General features: G+C 57.8%; 16 protein-coding genes. 10 read left to right on the forward strand and 6 right to left on the reverse strand.

Annotation, left to right across the window (positions count from 1 at the left end):
* Positions 1–46 precede the first annotated feature (46 nt).
* Both CVU60_16215 and CVU60_16220 read left to right on the forward strand, forming a co-directional pair.
* Positions 47–1,786 carry an ABC transporter substrate-binding protein gene (locus CVU60_16215; GenBank protein PKN40378.1) on the forward strand — a complete coding sequence of 580 codons (1,740 nt, stop codon included), beginning with the start codon at positions 47–49 and terminating at the stop codon, positions 1,784–1,786.
* A gap of 131 nt (positions 1,787–1,917) precedes the next feature.
* A complete protein-coding gene (locus CVU60_16220) occupies positions 1,918–2,739 on the forward strand; it encodes a competence/damage-inducible protein A (GenBank protein ID PKN40379.1) in 822 nt (273 codons plus the stop codon).
* 54 nt (positions 2,740–2,793) lie between these two features.
* Here the strand turns inward: CVU60_16220 and CVU60_16225 are convergent, their stop codons facing one another.
* Positions 2,794–3,417 carry a hypothetical protein gene (locus tag CVU60_16225; GenBank protein PKN40380.1) on the reverse strand — a complete coding sequence of 208 codons (624 nt, stop codon included), beginning with the start codon at positions 3,415–3,417 and terminating at the stop codon, positions 2,794–2,796.
* Positions 3,418–3,453: 36 nt separating this feature from the next.
* Here CVU60_16225 and CVU60_16230 point away from each other — a divergent pair, with 36 nt between their 5' ends.
* The 5 genes from CVU60_16230 (at position 3,454) to CVU60_16250 (ending at position 8,398) form a co-directional block, all read left to right on the forward strand.
* A complete protein-coding gene (locus tag CVU60_16230) occupies positions 3,454–3,903 on the forward strand; it encodes a hypothetical protein (GenBank protein PKN40381.1) in 450 nt (149 codons plus the stop codon).
* 14 nt (positions 3,904–3,917) lie between these two features.
* Positions 3,918–4,313 (forward strand): hypothetical protein, encoded by a 396-nt coding sequence (locus CVU60_16235; protein ID PKN40382.1) that lies wholly within the window; start codon positions 3,918–3,920, stop codon positions 4,311–4,313.
* Between the two features lie 16 nt (positions 4,314–4,329).
* Entirely contained in the window at positions 4,330–5,235 is a 906-nt protein-coding gene (locus tag CVU60_16240) for a chromosome partitioning protein ParA (GenBank protein ID PKN40383.1), read from the forward strand.
* A 62-nt stretch (positions 5,236–5,297) separates the two neighbouring features.
* A complete protein-coding gene (locus CVU60_16245) occupies positions 5,298–7,223 on the forward strand; it encodes a DNA topoisomerase III (GenBank protein PKN40384.1) in 1,926 nt (641 codons plus the stop codon).
* Positions 7,220–8,398 carry a hypothetical protein gene (locus tag CVU60_16250; protein PKN40385.1) on the forward strand — a complete coding sequence of 393 codons (1,179 nt, stop codon included), beginning with the start codon at positions 7,220–7,222 and terminating at the stop codon, positions 8,396–8,398. The genes CVU60_16245 and CVU60_16250 overlap by 4 nt, the downstream gene beginning before the upstream one ends.
* Here the strand turns inward: CVU60_16250 and CVU60_16255 are convergent.
* The 5 genes from CVU60_16255 to folK form a co-directional block, all read right to left on the reverse strand.
* The gene (locus tag CVU60_16255; protein PKN40386.1) at positions 8,367–8,882 is read right to left on the reverse strand and encodes a hypothetical protein; all 516 of its coding nucleotides are present in this window, start codon (positions 8,880–8,882) and stop codon (positions 8,367–8,369) included. The genes CVU60_16250 and CVU60_16255 overlap by 32 nt on opposite strands.
* Positions 8,883–9,085: 203 nt before the next feature.
* Positions 9,086–9,289 carry a hypothetical protein gene (locus CVU60_16260; GenBank protein ID PKN40387.1) on the reverse strand — a complete coding sequence of 68 codons (204 nt, stop codon included), beginning with the start codon at positions 9,287–9,289 and terminating at the stop codon, positions 9,086–9,088.
* Positions 9,290–9,426: 137 nt separating this feature from the next.
* Positions 9,427–10,074, reverse strand: a complete 648-nt coding sequence (gene fsa, locus CVU60_16265) for a fructose-6-phosphate aldolase (protein PKN40388.1) — start codon at positions 10,072–10,074, stop codon at positions 9,427–9,429.
* 163 nt (positions 10,075–10,237) lie between these two features.
* Positions 10,238–10,489: a transcriptional regulator gene (locus tag CVU60_16270; GenBank protein ID PKN40389.1), complete on the reverse strand. Its 252-nt coding sequence runs from the start codon at positions 10,487–10,489 to the stop codon at positions 10,238–10,240.
* The gene (folK, locus tag CVU60_16275) at positions 10,482–11,018 is read right to left on the reverse strand and encodes a 2-amino-4-hydroxy-6-hydroxymethyldihydropteridine diphosphokinase (protein ID PKN40390.1); all 537 of its coding nucleotides are present in this window, start codon (positions 11,016–11,018) and stop codon (positions 10,482–10,484) included. The genes CVU60_16270 and folK overlap by 8 nt, the downstream gene beginning before the upstream one ends.
* A gap of 62 nt (positions 11,019–11,080) precedes the next feature.
* On the opposite strand from folK, the gene CVU60_16280 reads away from it, so the two are divergent.
* From CVU60_16280 to CVU60_16290, 3 genes are all read left to right on the forward strand, one after another.
* Positions 11,081–11,959: a site-specific tyrosine recombinase XerD gene (locus CVU60_16280; GenBank protein ID PKN40391.1), complete on the forward strand. Its 879-nt coding sequence runs from the start codon at positions 11,081–11,083 to the stop codon at positions 11,957–11,959.
* Between the two features lies 1 nt (position 11,960).
* On the forward strand, positions 11,961–14,633 hold the full coding sequence (locus CVU60_16285; GenBank protein PKN40419.1) for a polya polymerase: 2,673 nt from the start codon (positions 11,961–11,963) through the stop codon (positions 14,631–14,633).
* Positions 14,634–14,725: 92 nt separating this feature from the next.
* Positions 14,726–15,466 carry a basic amino acid ABC transporter substrate-binding protein gene (locus tag CVU60_16290; protein PKN40392.1) on the forward strand — a complete coding sequence of 247 codons (741 nt, stop codon included), beginning with the start codon at positions 14,726–14,728 and terminating at the stop codon, positions 15,464–15,466.
* Positions 15,467–15,523: the final 57 nt, after the last annotated feature.

Here is a 15,523-nt window from a genome sequence, read left to right on the forward strand (position 1 = left end):
AACGGCGTTTTGGGGTTTGTTGGAATAACCGCAAATGGAGGTCCGTATGCAAGTTCGACGTGTTCTCTTAACCGGAATGCTCATCGTGGCATTCCTGGGCGTCACCACCCTTGGCTTTGCCGACGAGGCAGCCCAGAAGGCGGCGGCGAAAAAATGGATCGAAGAAGAGTTTCAGCCTTCGACGCTCAGCAAGGACGAGCAGATGAAGGAAATGGAATGGTTCATCAAGGCCGGCGCCCCGTTCAAGGGCATGGAGATCAAGGTCGTCTCCGAAACGATTCCCACTCATGAGTATGAGTCCAAGGTCATGGCCAAGGCTTTTTTTGACATTACCGGCATCAAGGTCACCCATGACCTGATCCAGGAAGGTGACGTCATCGAGAAGCTGCAGGTTCAGATGCAGTCCGGCGAGAACGTCTTCGACGGCTATGTCAACGACTCGGATCTCATCGGCACCCACTTCCGCTACGGTGCAGTGGTCAACCTTACGGACTGGATGGCTGGCGAAGGCAAGGACGTGACCCTGCCGACCCTCGACATCGATGACTTCATGGGCAAATCCTTCACCACCGGTCCCGACGGCAAGCTCTATCAGTTGCCCGACCAGCAGTTCGCGAACCTGTACTGGTTCCGTTACGACTGGTTCCAGAAACCCGAGCTCAAAGAAAAGTTCAAGGCCAAATACGGCTATGAACTGGGCGTTCCGGTCAACTGGTCCGCCTACGAAGACATCGCCGAGTTCTTCACAAATGACGTCAAGGAAATCGACGGCAAGGCCATTTACGGCCACATGGACTACGGCAAGAAGGCTCCCGATCTTGGCTGGCGTTTTACCGATGCATGGCTGAGCATGGCCGGCGCCGGTGACAAGGGCATCCCCAACGGCGTGCCCGTCGATGAATGGGGCATCCGCGTGGACGGTTGCCGTCCCGTCGGCGCCAGCGTCTCCCGTGGCGGCGCCGCCAACGGCCCGGCCGCCAAGTACGCCCTGCGCAAGTACATGGACTGGCTGCGTCTCTACGCACCTCCCGGCGCTCTCGGCATGGACTTCTATCAGTCCCTGCCAAGTCTGGCCAAAGGCAACGTGGCCCAGCAGATCTTCTGGTACACCGCCTTCACTGCCTCCATGGTCGAAAAGGGCACTCCCGTGGTCAACGACGACGGCACCCCGAAATGGCGCATGGCTCCTTCACCTCACGGTCCATACTGGGAAGAAGGCCAGAAGCTCGGTTATCAGGACTGCGGTTCCTGGACCCTGCTGAAGAGCACCCCTGTTGACCGCCGCAAGGCCGCTTGGCTCTTTGCCCAGTTCTGCGTGGCCAAGAGCACCTCGCTCAAGAAGGCTCATGTTGGCCTGAACCCGGTTCGTGACTCCGACATCCGCCACCAGTCCTTCACCGATCGCGCGCCCATGCTCGGCGGTCTGGTTGAATTCTACCGCAGCCCGGCCCGCGTGGCCTGGACGCCCACCGGCACCAACGTGCCCGATTACCCCAAGCTCGCCCAGCTGTGGTGGCAGAACATCGGTGAAGCCGTCTCCGGCGAAGTCACCCCTGAAACCGCCATGGACAACCTGGCCGCCGAACAGGACAAGATTCTGGAACGCCTTGAGCGCGCCAACGTCCAGGGCGATTGCGGTCCTAAGATGAACGAGCCCCGTGACGAGCAGTACTGGCTCGACCAGCCCGGCGCTCCCAAGCCCAAGCTCGAGAACGAAAAGCCCCAGGGCGAAACGGTCGACTACGACCAGCTGATCCAGGCCTGGAAGGCCGGAAAGGTCAAATAACCTCCTGGATACGGCAACATATGGGGGAGCGTCTTCGGATGCTCCCTTTTTTGTTGTCGGGGGCATGTCCAAGAGAGTATGTGAGCAAAGGCGGTGAAACACGCGATAAAATTTTGGCACAGGGGAAAAGCATGACATATTCGGCCATTGTGGAGATTCTGGTCATCGGGAACGAGATTCTCATCGGCGACATCCAGGATACCAACACGAGCTGGCTTTGCAGGCTGATCAATTCCAGGGGAGGGCATGTGGCGCGCGGAACCATGCTGCGCGACGAGGTGGACGAGATCGCCGCAGAGGTCAGGCGCGCTCTTGAACGGGGGGCGGACGTCATCTTCACTTCCGGGGGCCTCGGCCCCACGGCCGACGATCTGACCCTGGCCGCCGTGGCACAGGGTCTTGAACTGCCGCTGGAACTGCACCCCGAAGCCTTGCGCATGGTCAGGGAGCAGTACGACAGGTTTCATGCCCTTGGCATAATGGCCCAGGGCGGACTCAACCCGGGCCGCGAAAAAATGGCCTGGCTGCCCAAGGGGGGCTTGCCGCTCTTCAATCCGGGAGGGACCGCTCCCGGCGTGCTGGTGCAAAAGGGGCGGACTTCCATCATCTCGCTGCCTGGCGTGCCCTCGGAACTGAAGCGCATTATCGAGTCCTCCCTGCAGGAATTCATGCAGCAAACCTTCGGCGACGGGGGCTCCCACGGCAAGACCCTGCGCGTGCTCTGCAATGACGAATCCATGCTGGAACCGGTCCTTGGGCACGTGGTCCCAAGGCATCCACGGGTCTATATCAAATCCCTGGCTTCGACCGTGGGCATGACCCCGGAGCTGGACATCACCCTGACCGTCACTGGCGGCGAAGCAGGGGAGCGGGTTCAGCTTCTGGACGTGGCGTTCGGAGAATTATGCCGAGGGCTGGCGGAGCAGGGGATCGGTTTCAGGGAGATGGTTTGATCAGCCAGGAAAAACAGCCTGATTCAAACCTCCATCCGCCAACCTCAGGCTCCGTCAATAATGATACGTCCTGTTCTGCATGATGGTTGTGGCCCGGAAGAGCTGTTCGTAAAGCACGACCTGGGCCAACTCGTGGGGCATGGTCAGGGTACTCAGGCTGAGCTGGACCTGCGACCTGGACAGCAGTTCCGGCGAAAGCCCAAGGGCTCCGCCGATGACGAAGCAACACTCTCCGGCCGGATTTTCCAGCAGCGGGCGCAAAAAAGAGGCGAAGTCCGGCGAGGTGAACAATTTTCCCGTCTCGTGCAGGGCCACGAGGGTGTCCTTGGGGCCGATTTTTTCCAGGATGCGCAAGGATTCCAGACGTTTTCTCTCTGCCCCTTCGGCTTGCGGGCAATCCTTGACATTATGGACATCGATGCGCAGGACTGGCTTTAGCATTTTTGCGTAGTGAGCTATTGCCTCAAGATAGTAATTTTTCTTTATCTTACCGACAGTTATAATTTTGAGTCTGTACATGTTCCTCCGGAATGACTGCGGATTCTCGACCGCCGAATTAGACTTGTCCTGTTTTTTTACGTTTGCGTCGAGGGATTGATTTTCAATAAAATCAAGGGCAATAATACAGCATTGCCTATCGTTGCCCTTACGAAATATTTCGGTGCGGCAGCGGGTCATGGATAAATTTCCAGCCACGGTCTTTGGAGGTGTTGCATGAACAGCAAGGTAGAACAAGGCGATCAGGGCGCGAAAGTGAACCAGACAGGGGAAGATTCAAGCCTGCTCATTGCCTGCGATAACGAAGGAAAAAAGGTCGTGCGCAAATCTTTTCGCGTGCCGGTTCCTCACGGGCTGGTGACCATGAGTCATAATGGGCTCAAACACTCCGTAAAAGACCTTTCCATGTACGGAATCGGCCTTTCGGTAACGAGTTCCGACGCCTTTGTGATCGGCAGCATCCTGGAAGGGGTGCAGATCGTCTTTCCGGACCGGTCGTTTCATGTCGACGTCCGCATCGTACATATTTCGCCTTACGAGGGGGATACCCTCATTTGTGGCATGGAAATAATAAATACCCATGATTCAGGATATATAGACTGGATGACACGGGTCGTTTCCGAAATCAAGAGTTCTGTCCTTTCAAGCGTCAGCAAACCTTCCTGAAGCGGAAAATTCAGATGAGCACAAGCGAACAGCACGACATTCTCGGTGAACTTTTTCGGGAAGACAGAAATCTTGCGGCCGTGCCCGGCCTCGAAGAACTCGATTCCCTGATTCACGCATGCCTGGCGCCGAAAGCTCCTCGCCCGGCACCCGCGAAGAAAGTCCTGCCCTTGAAATCGAAGGCCGGGGCAAGCAGAAAGAAGACGACCCATTATCTGCGCGAAGACGTGTTCGATGGGTTGACCCAGGCCAAGGTGATCCTGAAGCGGTTGCTGCCTGACGGCGCCAAGGGCAGGGCGTCCAAATCCAATCTGGTCAATTACGCGGTCAATACTTTGCTCAGGGAAATCGAGGAAAAGGGCGTTGATAGCCCCATCATTAAAAAAATCCTCGAAAAAAAAATGAAGTAACGGCAGGAGGCTGTCAATGAAGGTGATCTGTCCGCAGTGCAAAAAAGAGCACAACATCGATGAATCAAAGATACCTGCAGGCGCTACCGTTGCGCAATGCAGGGCCTGCGGCCATCGATTTTCGCTTTTTGAACCGGCCCCTGAAGTGGAAGCGCCAAAACCCGCGACTCGTCGGATTGGTGTGACCCTGAGCAAGGGCGGGGTGGGCAAAACCACCACCTCCGTCAATTTGGCCGCGGGGCTGGCACTGGCTGGCTACAAGGTTCTGCTGGTCGATACGGACACACAGGGCCAGGCATCCTACCTGCTGGGGCAAAAACCTCAGGTCGGGCTGACGGAGCTGGTCACGGGCGAGCTGCCTGCAGCCGAAACCATTGTCCAGGCCCGGGAGAATCTGTGGCTGCTGGCCGGAGGAAGATCGCTGGCTGGCGTGAAGCGCATGATCGACCGCAAGGATTTCGGCGGAGAGCTGACACTGGTCGAGGCCCTTGAGCCCATTGAAAAGGATTTTGATTTCGTCATAGTGGACACCTCTCCGGGGTGGGATCCGCTGACCGTCAACGTGCTTTTCTATGTGTACGAGCTGATTACTCCCGTCTCTCTGGAAGTCATGACACTTCAAGGACTGGTTGAGTTTTTAAAAAGTCTCTCGTCTATCCAGAAATACCGATCCGAAGTAACCCTGAACTACATCCTGCCGACCTTTTTGGACAAGCGCATCAAGAATCCGGACGCCATTCTGGACAAGCTCAAGGACCTGTACGGGGAATACGTCTGCACGCCCATCCGCTACAACGTCCGACTTTCGGAATCCCCGGCGTATGGAAAGACCATTTTCGAATACGCTCCGGGCTCCCACGGTTCGCAGGACTACCGCGACCTGGTGCGCAAGATCACCGGACGCACGGACCTGTTCGCTTAAGATGTACCACATCTGTATCAAATCCCTGCGCATTCGCGTGCGCAGGGATTTTTGCTTCATGAATAATCGGCCTGTTGCCGGATCGCCGCACAGGGTTTCACCCTGTTGCGGGCAAAGAGGTTGATGTGCCCAGAACTCTGATCATAGCCGAGAAGCCCTCCGTGGCCCGCGAACTGGCGGGCGTCCTTGGAATCAAGGGACGCGGGGAAGGTTTTCTGCAAGGGCCTGAGCACGTGGTCACCTGGGCCGTGGGGCATCTGGTCAACATCGCCGAGCCGGCCGAGCAGAATCAGGCCTGGTCCGGCCGTTGGTCCATGCGCCAGCTGCCCATGCTGCCCGGTCGCTTCACGCTTGGGATTCTTCCATCCACTGCCAGACAGTACGAGATCATCCGCAAATTTCTGCTCGATGACGACATCGAGTCCGTAGTCAACGCTACGGACGCGGGCCGGGAGGGCGAGCTCATCTTCCGCCGCATCTACGTGCTGGCCGGAAGCACCAAGCCGATAAAACGCCTGTGGGCCAATGACATGACCGAAAAAGGCCTGCAAAAGGCTTTTGCAAACATGGTCAGCGGAGAGGAAAAAAGAAATCTGGGGCATGCCGCCTTTGCCCGGGCCGAGGCCGACTGGCTGGTGGGCATGAACTTCTCCCGCCTCTTCACCCTGCGCGCGGGCAGCCTCATCACTGTCGGACGGGTTCAGACGCCAGTCCTGAAACTGCTGGTCGAGCGCAGGCGCGAGATCGAGAATTTCGTGGCTCGGGATTACTGGACAGTGGAAGGCGAATTTGCCCATCAGGCCGAGACGTTCAAGGCGACCTGGTTCGCGGCTCCGGACTTCAAGGATTCCAAGATCTGGCAGGTGGAGGATGGACAGACGGTGGTCGAGGCCTGCGCCGGAAGGGACGGAGAGGTCCTTGAAATGGAAAAGAAGAAGGGCAGGCAAAAGCCGCCGTTACTCTTTGACCTGACCAATCTGCAAAAAGAAGCCAACTCGCGCCTGGGCTTTTCGGCCCAGCAGACCCTTTCCATTGCCCAGGATCTCTACGAGAAGAGAAAGCTGATCACCTATCCGCGCACGGACTCCCGGTATCTGACCCGGGAGCTTTTCGCCGAATGCCTGGACAACATGCGCGCGGTGTACGCGCATTTTCCGGAAATTTCGCAGGCGGCCGCCACCAACATCAAGGGCGGAAAGAAGAAATTCGAATGCGTCAACGACAAGAAGGTCTCGGATCACCACGCCATCATCCCCACGGCCCTGCGCGCCAATCCGGCTACGCTCGGCAAGGAGGAGTGGGCCATCTACGAGATGATTTGCAGGCGTTTCGCGGCGGCCTTCATGGATGATGCCACCTTTGCCAGCTCGACCCTGTGGATTGGGGTGGAGGGGCATCGCTACCGGGCCACGGGCAAGATATTCCAGGACAAGGGCTGGCTTGAAGCCGAACCCTGGCGCGCCTCCGAGGACAACCCCCTGCCGAACCTGCGCAAGGGGGCGGCCGTCACGGCGCAGAGCCTGGAACTTGTCGCGCACAAGACCAAGCCTCCGGCCCATTTCACCGATGCCACGCTTCTTGCGGCCATGGAAACGGCGGGCAAGCTGATTGACGACGAGGAACTCCGGGACGCCATGAAAGAGCGCGGCCTCGGCACTCCGGCCACCCGCGCCCAGATCATTGAAACCCTGCTCGCCAGGAAATACATAGGCAAGGACGGCAAACGCCTGGTGGCCACGGATCTGGGCTGCTGGGCGGTGGATGTGGTCTGTTCAATGATCCCGCAAGTGGCTTCACCCGAGCTGACCGGCGAGTGGGAAAAAAGGCTCAAGGAAATGGAACAGGGCGGATATGCCTACGGCGTCTTCATGCACCAGGTCAGGGAGATGGTCAGTTCCGGAGTGAACCGGGTCAAGGGCAGCAATGCGCGCCCGCCCGCATGCCCCGTGGTTTCGGAAAGACAGACGAACAAAGAGGTGAGTCCATGAGTTCCATTTTGATCGTGGATTCGGACGGTCAGGCTCTGACTGCCATGCAGCGCAGGCTGCGCAAGAATTTCGAGGTGCACATCGCCCTTGGCCCGCGTAGCGGTCTGCAGCGGATCAGTGAAGAGGGGCCGTATGCGCTGGTCATGGCCGAATTTTCCATGCCGGAGATGGACGGCGTCGATTTTCTGGCCGAGGCTGGCAGTTTGAACCCCGAAAGCGCTCGCGTGCTGATGAGCCGCATTCCCCTGGATGTCTCGACTCTGTTGCGGGCGATCAATGTCGGAAAGGTCCATCACGTGCTGCCTGCATCCTGCGAGGATGGGGCGCTCATCGACGTCGTGCAGGATGGGGTCGGCCGCTACAAGCGCATGTCGGCTTCGGTCGGGAACATGCAGGAGGTCCATGCCATCTTCGCCAAGGCCGTGCATGAGCTTGTCTGCTGGCTGCGTGGCGATGTTCGTGGGGTTATCAGTCCATTGCTGCCCCTCCTGCGCGATCTTGGGCAGAAGGCTGGCAATCCGAAGCCCACGGTCACCGAGACCGCGCTGTTGCTCTCCATCATCGGGCTTATCATTCTGCCGCCGGCCTTGATGGAAAAAATTGTCCGCGGGCAGAAGCCCTCCGAAGACGAATTGCTTGCATTCGCGGGTCATCCGGCACACGCGGTGGAATGGGTGCGACATCTGCCGCAATTGCGGGAAGTCGCGGATGTTCTCCGGGACTACGCCAACGCCCTGCATCTGGTTTTGCTGCCCGGGACCGCGGAACCGTTGGAGCGTCCGGCCATTTCCACGGAAGCCGCGCTCCTGGCCATGGTCATGGAATATCGGCTGGGCAGTTATGCGCAGCTGGAAAACGCCATGATACTGGATCGGATGCGCTGCAACACCTTGTATGCCAAGACCCACATCAAAGCATTGGAAGCGGTGCTGATGGCGCACGATCAAGGCGAAGCGGAAATCGGGCTGGAGAGTTTGCAGCCGGGCATGGTGCTGAGCAGGGCCGTGGTCGGCACCCGTGACGGAGCGGACGTGGCCATGGTGCCTGAAGGCTATGAGTTGTCCCGGACGACCATTGTCTTTCTGCGGCAGTCGGCAAGGCAGGGTCAGGTCCGGGAGCCTTTTTACGTGCGAAAAATGAGCATCATTCCTCAAGAAGGTAATGATACCGTTTGAGGTTGGAGTACGTCCATTCCAGAATCTTCTGCATCTCCGCCGCGACAGCTTCGGTATGAACCTGGCCCTGATAATGGTTAAGATAATAGGCCAGCGTTCCCGCATCTTCCTGATATACAAGAACAATTGAATACTGCGAGGCTATGCCCGGGCGATCCGGAAATTCGGCCTGCGTGAGCACGTGCAGGACGAACTTCTTTTTGTTCGAGACTTTGAGTTCAAAAAGCTTGCTGTCGATGACCTCTTCCTTGAGCTTGTACGAAAGCAGGGTGCCGCTCTGGTCGGAGCCCCGGCTCTGGATGTCCAGGGGAAACCTGCCTGACGAGTCTTCCTTGGGGCTGACGGCCGCCGGGATGGTCTTGGGCTGCTGTTCCTGCACGGGTTTTGCGATACCGGGCGTTGAATTGTCCTGGGTCTCGGCCCACACGGGCAAGGCGACAAGCAACACCGTCAAGATGATCAAAAGGGTCGGGGCGCATTTCATGGGAAGACCTCGTGTTGGGGATTCATCAAGTGCCATTCGAACCGGGTTCACAGATTCATTCAGTCACATTCGGGCCGGGATCACAGATTTAATGAGCCGCACTCAGCCATCTTTTAGCCGTGGTCACGGAAATAACGCCACGACGTTTCCAAGTTTCGAAAAGAGAAAAGAAGCGGTCTTATTTGTCCATGCCATGCCTTGCTTCATAGCAAAAGAGAAGCGGCATAGGCAATGGCCTGACATTGCTCAACCTTGGTTTTATTAAAGTTAACATAATTTTCATTATGAGACAAAATAAACTGTTTGAAAATGGACGTGATGGACGAAATGGACTGCGTTGGAAAAGCGTAAAAAAACCGGATCGGCGCTGCTGCGTCGATCCGGTCGATCAGGATTGTTTCATCCATAACCGGCTCATGGCCCAATCATTTTAAATGTGCCGCTAGGTCTTGTCCATTTCGTCCGTTAGCTCCAAAGCGTCCATGGCGGTCCATTCGGTCCATAGCGTCCATTCCGGTCCATTCCGCCCATTCTAACCCATTCCTCATTTCCCGCCTTTCTTCTCCCAATCCTTGAGAAACGCGGCGATGCCCTTGTCCGTCAAGGGATGGTCAATAAGCTGGGTCAGGATCTTGTACGGGACCGTTGCGATATGCGCTCCGGCCATGGCCGCGTCCAGCACGTGCAATGGGCTTCGCACGCTGGCTGCGATGATCTGCGTGGCGAACCCGTAATTGGCGAAGATACTCAAGATCTGGTGCACCAGTTCCATGCCGTCCTGTCCGACATCGTCGAGCCGGCCCAGGAACGGGCTGACGTAGGCCGCCCCCGCCTTGGCCGCAAGCAATGCCTGGGCGGCGGAGAAAATCAGGGTCACGTTGGTCTCGATGTTCATGGATTTGAGGATGCGCACGGCTTTTAAACCTTCGGCCGTCATGGGAACCTTGACCACGACATTGGGTCCGAACTTTATCAGTTCCTTGGCTTCACGGACCATGCCTTCGGTATCGAGCGCGATGACCTCAAGACTCACAGGCCCGGGAACCAGTTTGCAGATCTTGCCGGCGATGTCGCGCCAGTCATCCGCTTCCTTGCTCATGAGCGAGGGGTTTGTGGTCACTCCGTCCACGAGCCCCATTTCCATGGCGGCCTTGATCTCGGTCAGATTCGCGGTATCTATGAAGAATTGCATGCTTCCCCCTGGCAGGCAGCCCCGAAAAAGCGATCTGCTGCATCAGCAAAAAAACCGGACCAATTTTATGTATGCGCATGGCCGCGCGTACTGGATTTTTTCGCTTCCTTGCATCTCACCATTTTTGAACGGCCTGAGAATTCTGAATTTTTAAGGTCGCCAGCTAGTCGATCATTTTCAGATATTTGTCCCGGCATTCGTAACTGCAGAAACAGCGCACTTCCTCACCGTCCTTGATCCGGATGTCCGAATCCTTGGAAACATATGTCCCGCAGACGGGATCCTTGACCAGCACGCCTTCCTTGGCCAACTTCTCTTCCTGCTTGTTTTTGACCTCTACTTTCTTCTTCTTGTCATTGGTCACGAGTTTGTAAAGGATGAAACACACGACAGCCAGAACGACAAACTTAAGCATTTTCACCTCGAAAAATGGCGTTTGTGGCCTGCAGAATCCGATTCCCTTCAAGGCGATACGGAAGCCGGGACAGCCACTGTGATGGACAAAGGTCCCGGATGCGTATTTCCGGAGCCAGGTGCATGAGCGGAACGAGTACGAACGCCCTTTCAAGCATTCGTGGGTGAGGAATCTGCAATCGGGGCGAATCCCACTCGACGTCGCCGTAGAGGAGGATGTCGATATCGATGATCCGTGGCCCCCAGTGCGCCGTGCGGACCCGGCCCATGCGCATTTCGATGTCGGCTAGGACGTCAAGCAGCTCTTCGGGGGCATACGGGGCGCGGACATCAATACGTGCCACGCAGTTGGCGAACCAATCCTGGTCACGCATCCCCTGCGGCTCGGTCCGGAAAATCGGGGACACGGCGTCCACGCCAAGTCCGGGAGCATTGCGCAGGGCTTCGACGGCTTGCTCTACATTGGCCACCGGGTCCCCCATGTTGGACCCCAGGCCGAGATATGCGTGAGAGGCGCTTGGATTGGGCATTGGTTGAAAAAGCTACCTTTTTCAGCTTGTGCAGGCAAGGGGCCAGATGTACCTTGCCGGGAATGCACGAAGAAATCGACGCCTATCTCCAGCACCTGACCGTCATCCGCGGCTTGGCCGAAAAAACCGTCGCAGCTTATGGTTCGGATCTGCTTTTCTTCCGGGAATTTCTGAGCGATCTCGGCGGCAGCCTGCACCAGATAGATGAACACACCCTCTTTCTTTATATGGTTCATCTGCGGCGCAAGGGTCTGAAAAATACGTCGATGGCCCGCAACCTCTCCAGTTTGCGTGGTTTTTTCGATTTTCTGGTGCAGGAACGCCTCCTCGCCTCCAGTCCCGCCGCCCTGCTGGACAGCCCCAAACTGGTCCGCAAGCTGCCCGAAGTCCTGTCCCGGGAGGAGGTCACCGCCCTTTTGAGCCGCCCTCTCACTAACGCCCGTCTGGGTTTTCGCGACCGGACCATGCTCGAACTGCTCTATGCCTGCGGGCTGCGCGTGTCCGAACTGGTCTCCCTTGCGATACCGGACTTTGATCCCCAGGCGGGACTGCTGCGCGTCCTCGGCAAGGGCAGCAAGGAGCGCTACGTGCCACTGCACGAGTCAGCAGTCAGTCAGCTTCTCTCATACCTGCAGCACTGGCGCCCGCTTTTCGGGCCCAAGACCGACACGGTATTTCTCAATCGCTCGGGTCTTGGCCTTTCCCGGCAGGGCGTATGGAAGCTGCTGAGCCGCTACGCGCTGGAGGCCGGGATAAACCGCCCGGTCTCGCCGCACACACTGCGCCATTCGTTTGCCACGCACCTGCTCGAGGGCGGAGCCGATCTGCGCACCCTGCAGATCCTGCTCGGCCACAGCGACATCATGGCCACGGAAATCTACACCCATGTGCAATCCGCACGCATGGCCGCCCTGCACCGCAAATTTCATCCCCGGTCCTGACATGACCCAAGACACCCCTTTCAAAACGGTCATTACCTGCCACGCCAATGCGGATTTCGACGCGCTGGCCGCCATGATCGCGGTCAGCAAGCTCTATCCGGGAGCTGCCCTGGTCTTCCCCGGCACCCAGGAGAGCTCGCTCAAGGATTATTTTATTCAGAGCGCCATGTATCTCTTCAATTTCAAGAGCCTTAAAGACCTTGACCTGCAGGAGGTGCAGCTTCTGGTGGTCGTGGACACCAGACAGCGCTCACGGCTCGCTCACGTGGAGCCCCTCTTTGCCTTGCCGGGACTTCAGATCCATCTCTACGATCACCACCCGGCCACTGATGATGCGCTCGAAGGGAGCCTCGACGTCTTTCGGCCCTGGGGCGCGACCACCTCCATCATTGTGGAACGGCTCAAGGAAAAGTCTCTGACGGTCACCCCGGACGAGGCGACCATCATGGGCCTCGGCATCTTCGAGGACACGGGCGGGTTCACTTTCAAATCAACCACCGAGCACGATTTCGAGGCCGCGGCCTGGCTGCGGACCATGGGCATGGACCTTGACGTCATCCGCGACATCATGAGCCGCGAACTGTCCACGGAACAGATCGCCATCCTGTCCGAACTCATCGATTCCGCCACCACCCACACCATCAACGGCGTCGACATCGTCATCGCCGAGGTCGTGCTCGACACCTACGTCGGTGATTTTGCCCTGCTCACCCACAAGCTCATGGACATGGAAAACATCCGCGTGCTCTTTGCCATCGGACACATGGGCGACCGCATCCAACTCGTGGCCCGCAGCAAGGCCCAGGAAGTTGACGTGGGCGTGGTCTGCTCGTCTTTCGGCGGCGGCGGACATGCCTATGCAGCGTCGGCTTCCGTCAAGGATCGCACAATTTCTCAGGTAAAGGATGAGCTTTTTGCCCTGCTCTACTCGCTCATAAATCCCCAGATGGTGGTCAGGGATTTCATGTCTTCGCCCGTGGTTCGCATCAAGGCCGCCCAGAGCGTGGCCCAGGCGGCGGAGGTCATGATGCGTTACGGGTTCAAAGCCCTGCCCGTGGTCGAATACGCGGATCAGGTCTGCGGCATCATCGAGAACAGCGTGGCCGAAAAGGCTGTAGGGCATGGTCTTGGAGATGAGCGGGTCACGGAGTACATGCTGGAGGATTTTCATTTCGTGACCGAGGACCAGGACCTCTACCAGGTCATGGAGATCATTCTGGGGCATCGCCAGCGTCTGGTCCCGGTGCAGCGCGAACAGGAACTGGTCGGGGTCATCACGCGCACTGACCTTATCAATCTCATGGTCCAGGAACCGGCCCGCATCCCCGAGTCCCTGCTCTCGGACAAGCGGCAGGAAAAGAATATCCGGCAGATCTTGCTGGAGCGCCTGCCCAAGGACATCGTCTCCCTGCTCCAGCTCGCGGGGCAGACCGGACAGGAGCAGGGCGTTACGGTCTACACCGTGGGCGGGTTCGTGCGCGACATGCTGCTTGGCATTCCCAACGACGACATCGATCTTGTCGTGGAGGGCGACGGCATCGCCTTTGCCCAGAATCTCGGACGCAAGCTCGGGGCGCGGGTGCGGCCGCACCTGAAATTTCGAACAGCGGTGCTCATCCTGCCCGGCGGCCAGAAGATCGACGTGGCCACGGCCCGCCTCGAATACTACGAGTACCCGGCCGCCCTGCCCATAGTCGAGCTCTCGTCGCTGAAGATGGACCTGTATCGCCGCGATTTTTCCATAAACACGCTGGCCATCCACCTCTGTCCGCCCCACTTCGGAAGGCTGGTGGATTTTTTCGGAGGGCAGCAGGACATCAAGGACGGGATCATCCGCGTCCTGCATTCCCTGTCCTTCGTGGAAGACCCGACGCGCATCATCCGCGCTATCCGCTTCGAGCAGCGTTTCCAGTTCAAGATCGGCGGACAGACCGAACGGCTCATAAAAAACGCCGTACGGCTGAACATCTTCCAGAAACTCTCCGGGGCGCGCATCCGCCACGAGCTGCGTCTTCTGGCCGAAGACAGCGTCCCGCTGGACGCCTTCATCCGCATGCGCGACCTGGGCCTTCTGCAGGAGATCCATCCCCTGCTCCACTTCCCGCAGACCAAGGAACCCCTGCTGGAAGGAATCGAGAAGGTCATCACCTGGTACAAGCTGCTGTTCCGAGAGCAGGCACCGGACATCTGGATCGTCTATTTTCTAGGCCTCGTGTCGGGCTTCGACACGCATCAGGTACAGGCCCTGACCTCGCGGCTGAGGTTTCCGCCCAAGCGCATCGAGCTGGTAGAATCCACCCGCCGCCAGTTGCGCTATGTCGCCATGCAGCTGGCGCAGTGGGGAAAGAACGAGGGATCCGCGGCCGACCTGTACGACATCCTCTCTCCCCTGTCCCTGGAGGGACTGCTCTATACCATGGCCAAGCAGCGCAAGCTGGAGCTTAAAAAAGCCGTATCCCAATATCTGACTCATTTGCAGGACGTTGGCATCCTGGTCACGGGATCGGATATCAAGGATATGGGCCTTGAACCGGGGCCGCGGTTCGCGAATATCCTGCGTGCGGTGAAGCGGGCCGTCCTGAACGAGGAAGTGCGCACCAGGGAAGAGCAGCTCAACTATGCACGGCGCATGGCCGCGTCGCTGCAAGGGCAGGAGCCCAAAGCCGTTTCTTGACCAAAGCGGGGCAATTCTTTAACGATTTTATGTCATTTTGTCTGTCGGACTATTTTTCGGGAAATCATCATTTTACCAGCTCTGGAGGACGTATGCGTACACGGATTGCACTTGTTTTGCTGGCTCTTTTTCTCATGGCCGGAAATGCCCTGGCCAAGGATGTCGTCTTTGCGGTGGATGCCACCTATCCGCCGATGGAGATGATTGACGCCGACAAGAACATCGTGGGCTTTGGTCCCGAGGTCGTCATGGCCATGGGCAAGGCCGGCGGATTCAACCCGATTCTCAAGAACACCGCCTGGGACGGCATCTTTGCAGGCCTTGCTTCCGGCAAGTACGACGCCATCGCTTCCTCGGTTTCCATCACCGATGAGCGCAAGCAGAACATGGATTTTACCGATCCCTATTTTGAAGTGAAGCAGGGCGTCATCGTGCCCAAGGGCGCGGCCATCGCTTCCGTCGCCGACCTTGCCGGCAAGACCGTTGCTTCCCAGATGGGCACCACCGGGTATTTCCTGTGCAAGAAGATCGAAGGCGCCACCGCCAAGTCCTATGACGAAATCGGCCTGGCCGTGGAAGATCTGTACAATGGCCGCATCGACGCCGTCATCGCCGACGACGCCGTTGCCTCCAACTACGCCCTGCAGCATGAAATGTATTCCCAGAAGCTGACCCTGGCTTTCCTCATTGCTCCCGAATCTCCGGAATACCTTGGTTTCGCCGTGAACAAGGGCAACAAGGAAATCGTCGAACTGATCAACTCCTCTCTGGCCGCCATCAAGGCAAACGGCGAGTACGACAAGATCTACGCAAAATGGTTCGGAGCCAAATAATGTCATAACCGGGGCAACTGCCCCGGTTTTCCTTTTTTTTTAGCGATTACGACAAGG

This window comes from Deltaproteobacteria bacterium HGW-Deltaproteobacteria-18 (assembly GCA_002841885.1).
Classification (GTDB): Bacteria; Desulfobacterota; Desulfovibrionia; order Desulfovibrionales; family Desulfomicrobiaceae; genus Desulfomicrobium.

Excerpts from the sequence above, each read along its gene's own strand:
- CVU60_16215 (PKN40378.1), top strand. The coding sequence starts at position 47 with ATGCAAGTTCGACGTGTTCTCTTAACCGGAATGCTCATCGTGGCATTC.
- CVU60_16220 (PKN40379.1), top strand. The coding sequence starts at position 1,918 with ATGACATATTCGGCCATTGTGGAGATTCTGGTCATCGGGAACGAGATT.
- CVU60_16225 (PKN40380.1), bottom strand. The coding sequence starts at position 3,417 with ATGACCCGCTGCCGCACCGAAATATTTCGTAAGGGCAACGATAGGCAA.
- CVU60_16230 (PKN40381.1), top strand. The coding sequence starts at position 3,454 with ATGAACAGCAAGGTAGAACAAGGCGATCAGGGCGCGAAAGTGAACCAG.
- CVU60_16235 (PKN40382.1), top strand. The coding sequence starts at position 3,918 with ATGAGCACAAGCGAACAGCACGACATTCTCGGTGAACTTTTTCGGGAA.
- CVU60_16240 (PKN40383.1), top strand. The coding sequence starts at position 4,330 with ATGAAGGTGATCTGTCCGCAGTGCAAAAAAGAGCACAACATCGATGAA.
- CVU60_16250 (PKN40385.1), top strand. The coding sequence starts at position 7,220 with ATGAGTTCCATTTTGATCGTGGATTCGGACGGTCAGGCTCTGACTGCC.
- CVU60_16255 (PKN40386.1), bottom strand. The coding sequence starts at position 8,882 with ATGAAATGCGCCCCGACCCTTTTGATCATCTTGACGGTGTTGCTTGTC.
- CVU60_16260 (PKN40387.1), bottom strand. The coding sequence starts at position 9,289 with ATGGATGAAACAATCCTGATCGACCGGATCGACGCAGCAGCGCCGATC.
- fsa (PKN40388.1), bottom strand. The coding sequence starts at position 10,074 with ATGCAATTCTTCATAGATACCGCGAATCTGACCGAGATCAAGGCCGCC.
- CVU60_16270 (PKN40389.1), bottom strand. The coding sequence starts at position 10,489 with ATGCTTAAGTTTGTCGTTCTGGCTGTCGTGTGTTTCATCCTTTACAAA.
- folK (PKN40390.1), bottom strand. The coding sequence starts at position 11,018 with ATGCCCAATCCAAGCGCCTCTCACGCATATCTCGGCCTGGGGTCCAAC.
- CVU60_16280 (PKN40391.1), top strand. The coding sequence starts at position 11,081 with ATGCACGAAGAAATCGACGCCTATCTCCAGCACCTGACCGTCATCCGC.
- CVU60_16285 (PKN40419.1), top strand. The coding sequence starts at position 11,961 with ATGACCCAAGACACCCCTTTCAAAACGGTCATTACCTGCCACGCCAAT.
- CVU60_16290 (PKN40392.1), top strand. The coding sequence starts at position 14,726 with ATGCGTACACGGATTGCACTTGTTTTGCTGGCTCTTTTTCTCATGGCC.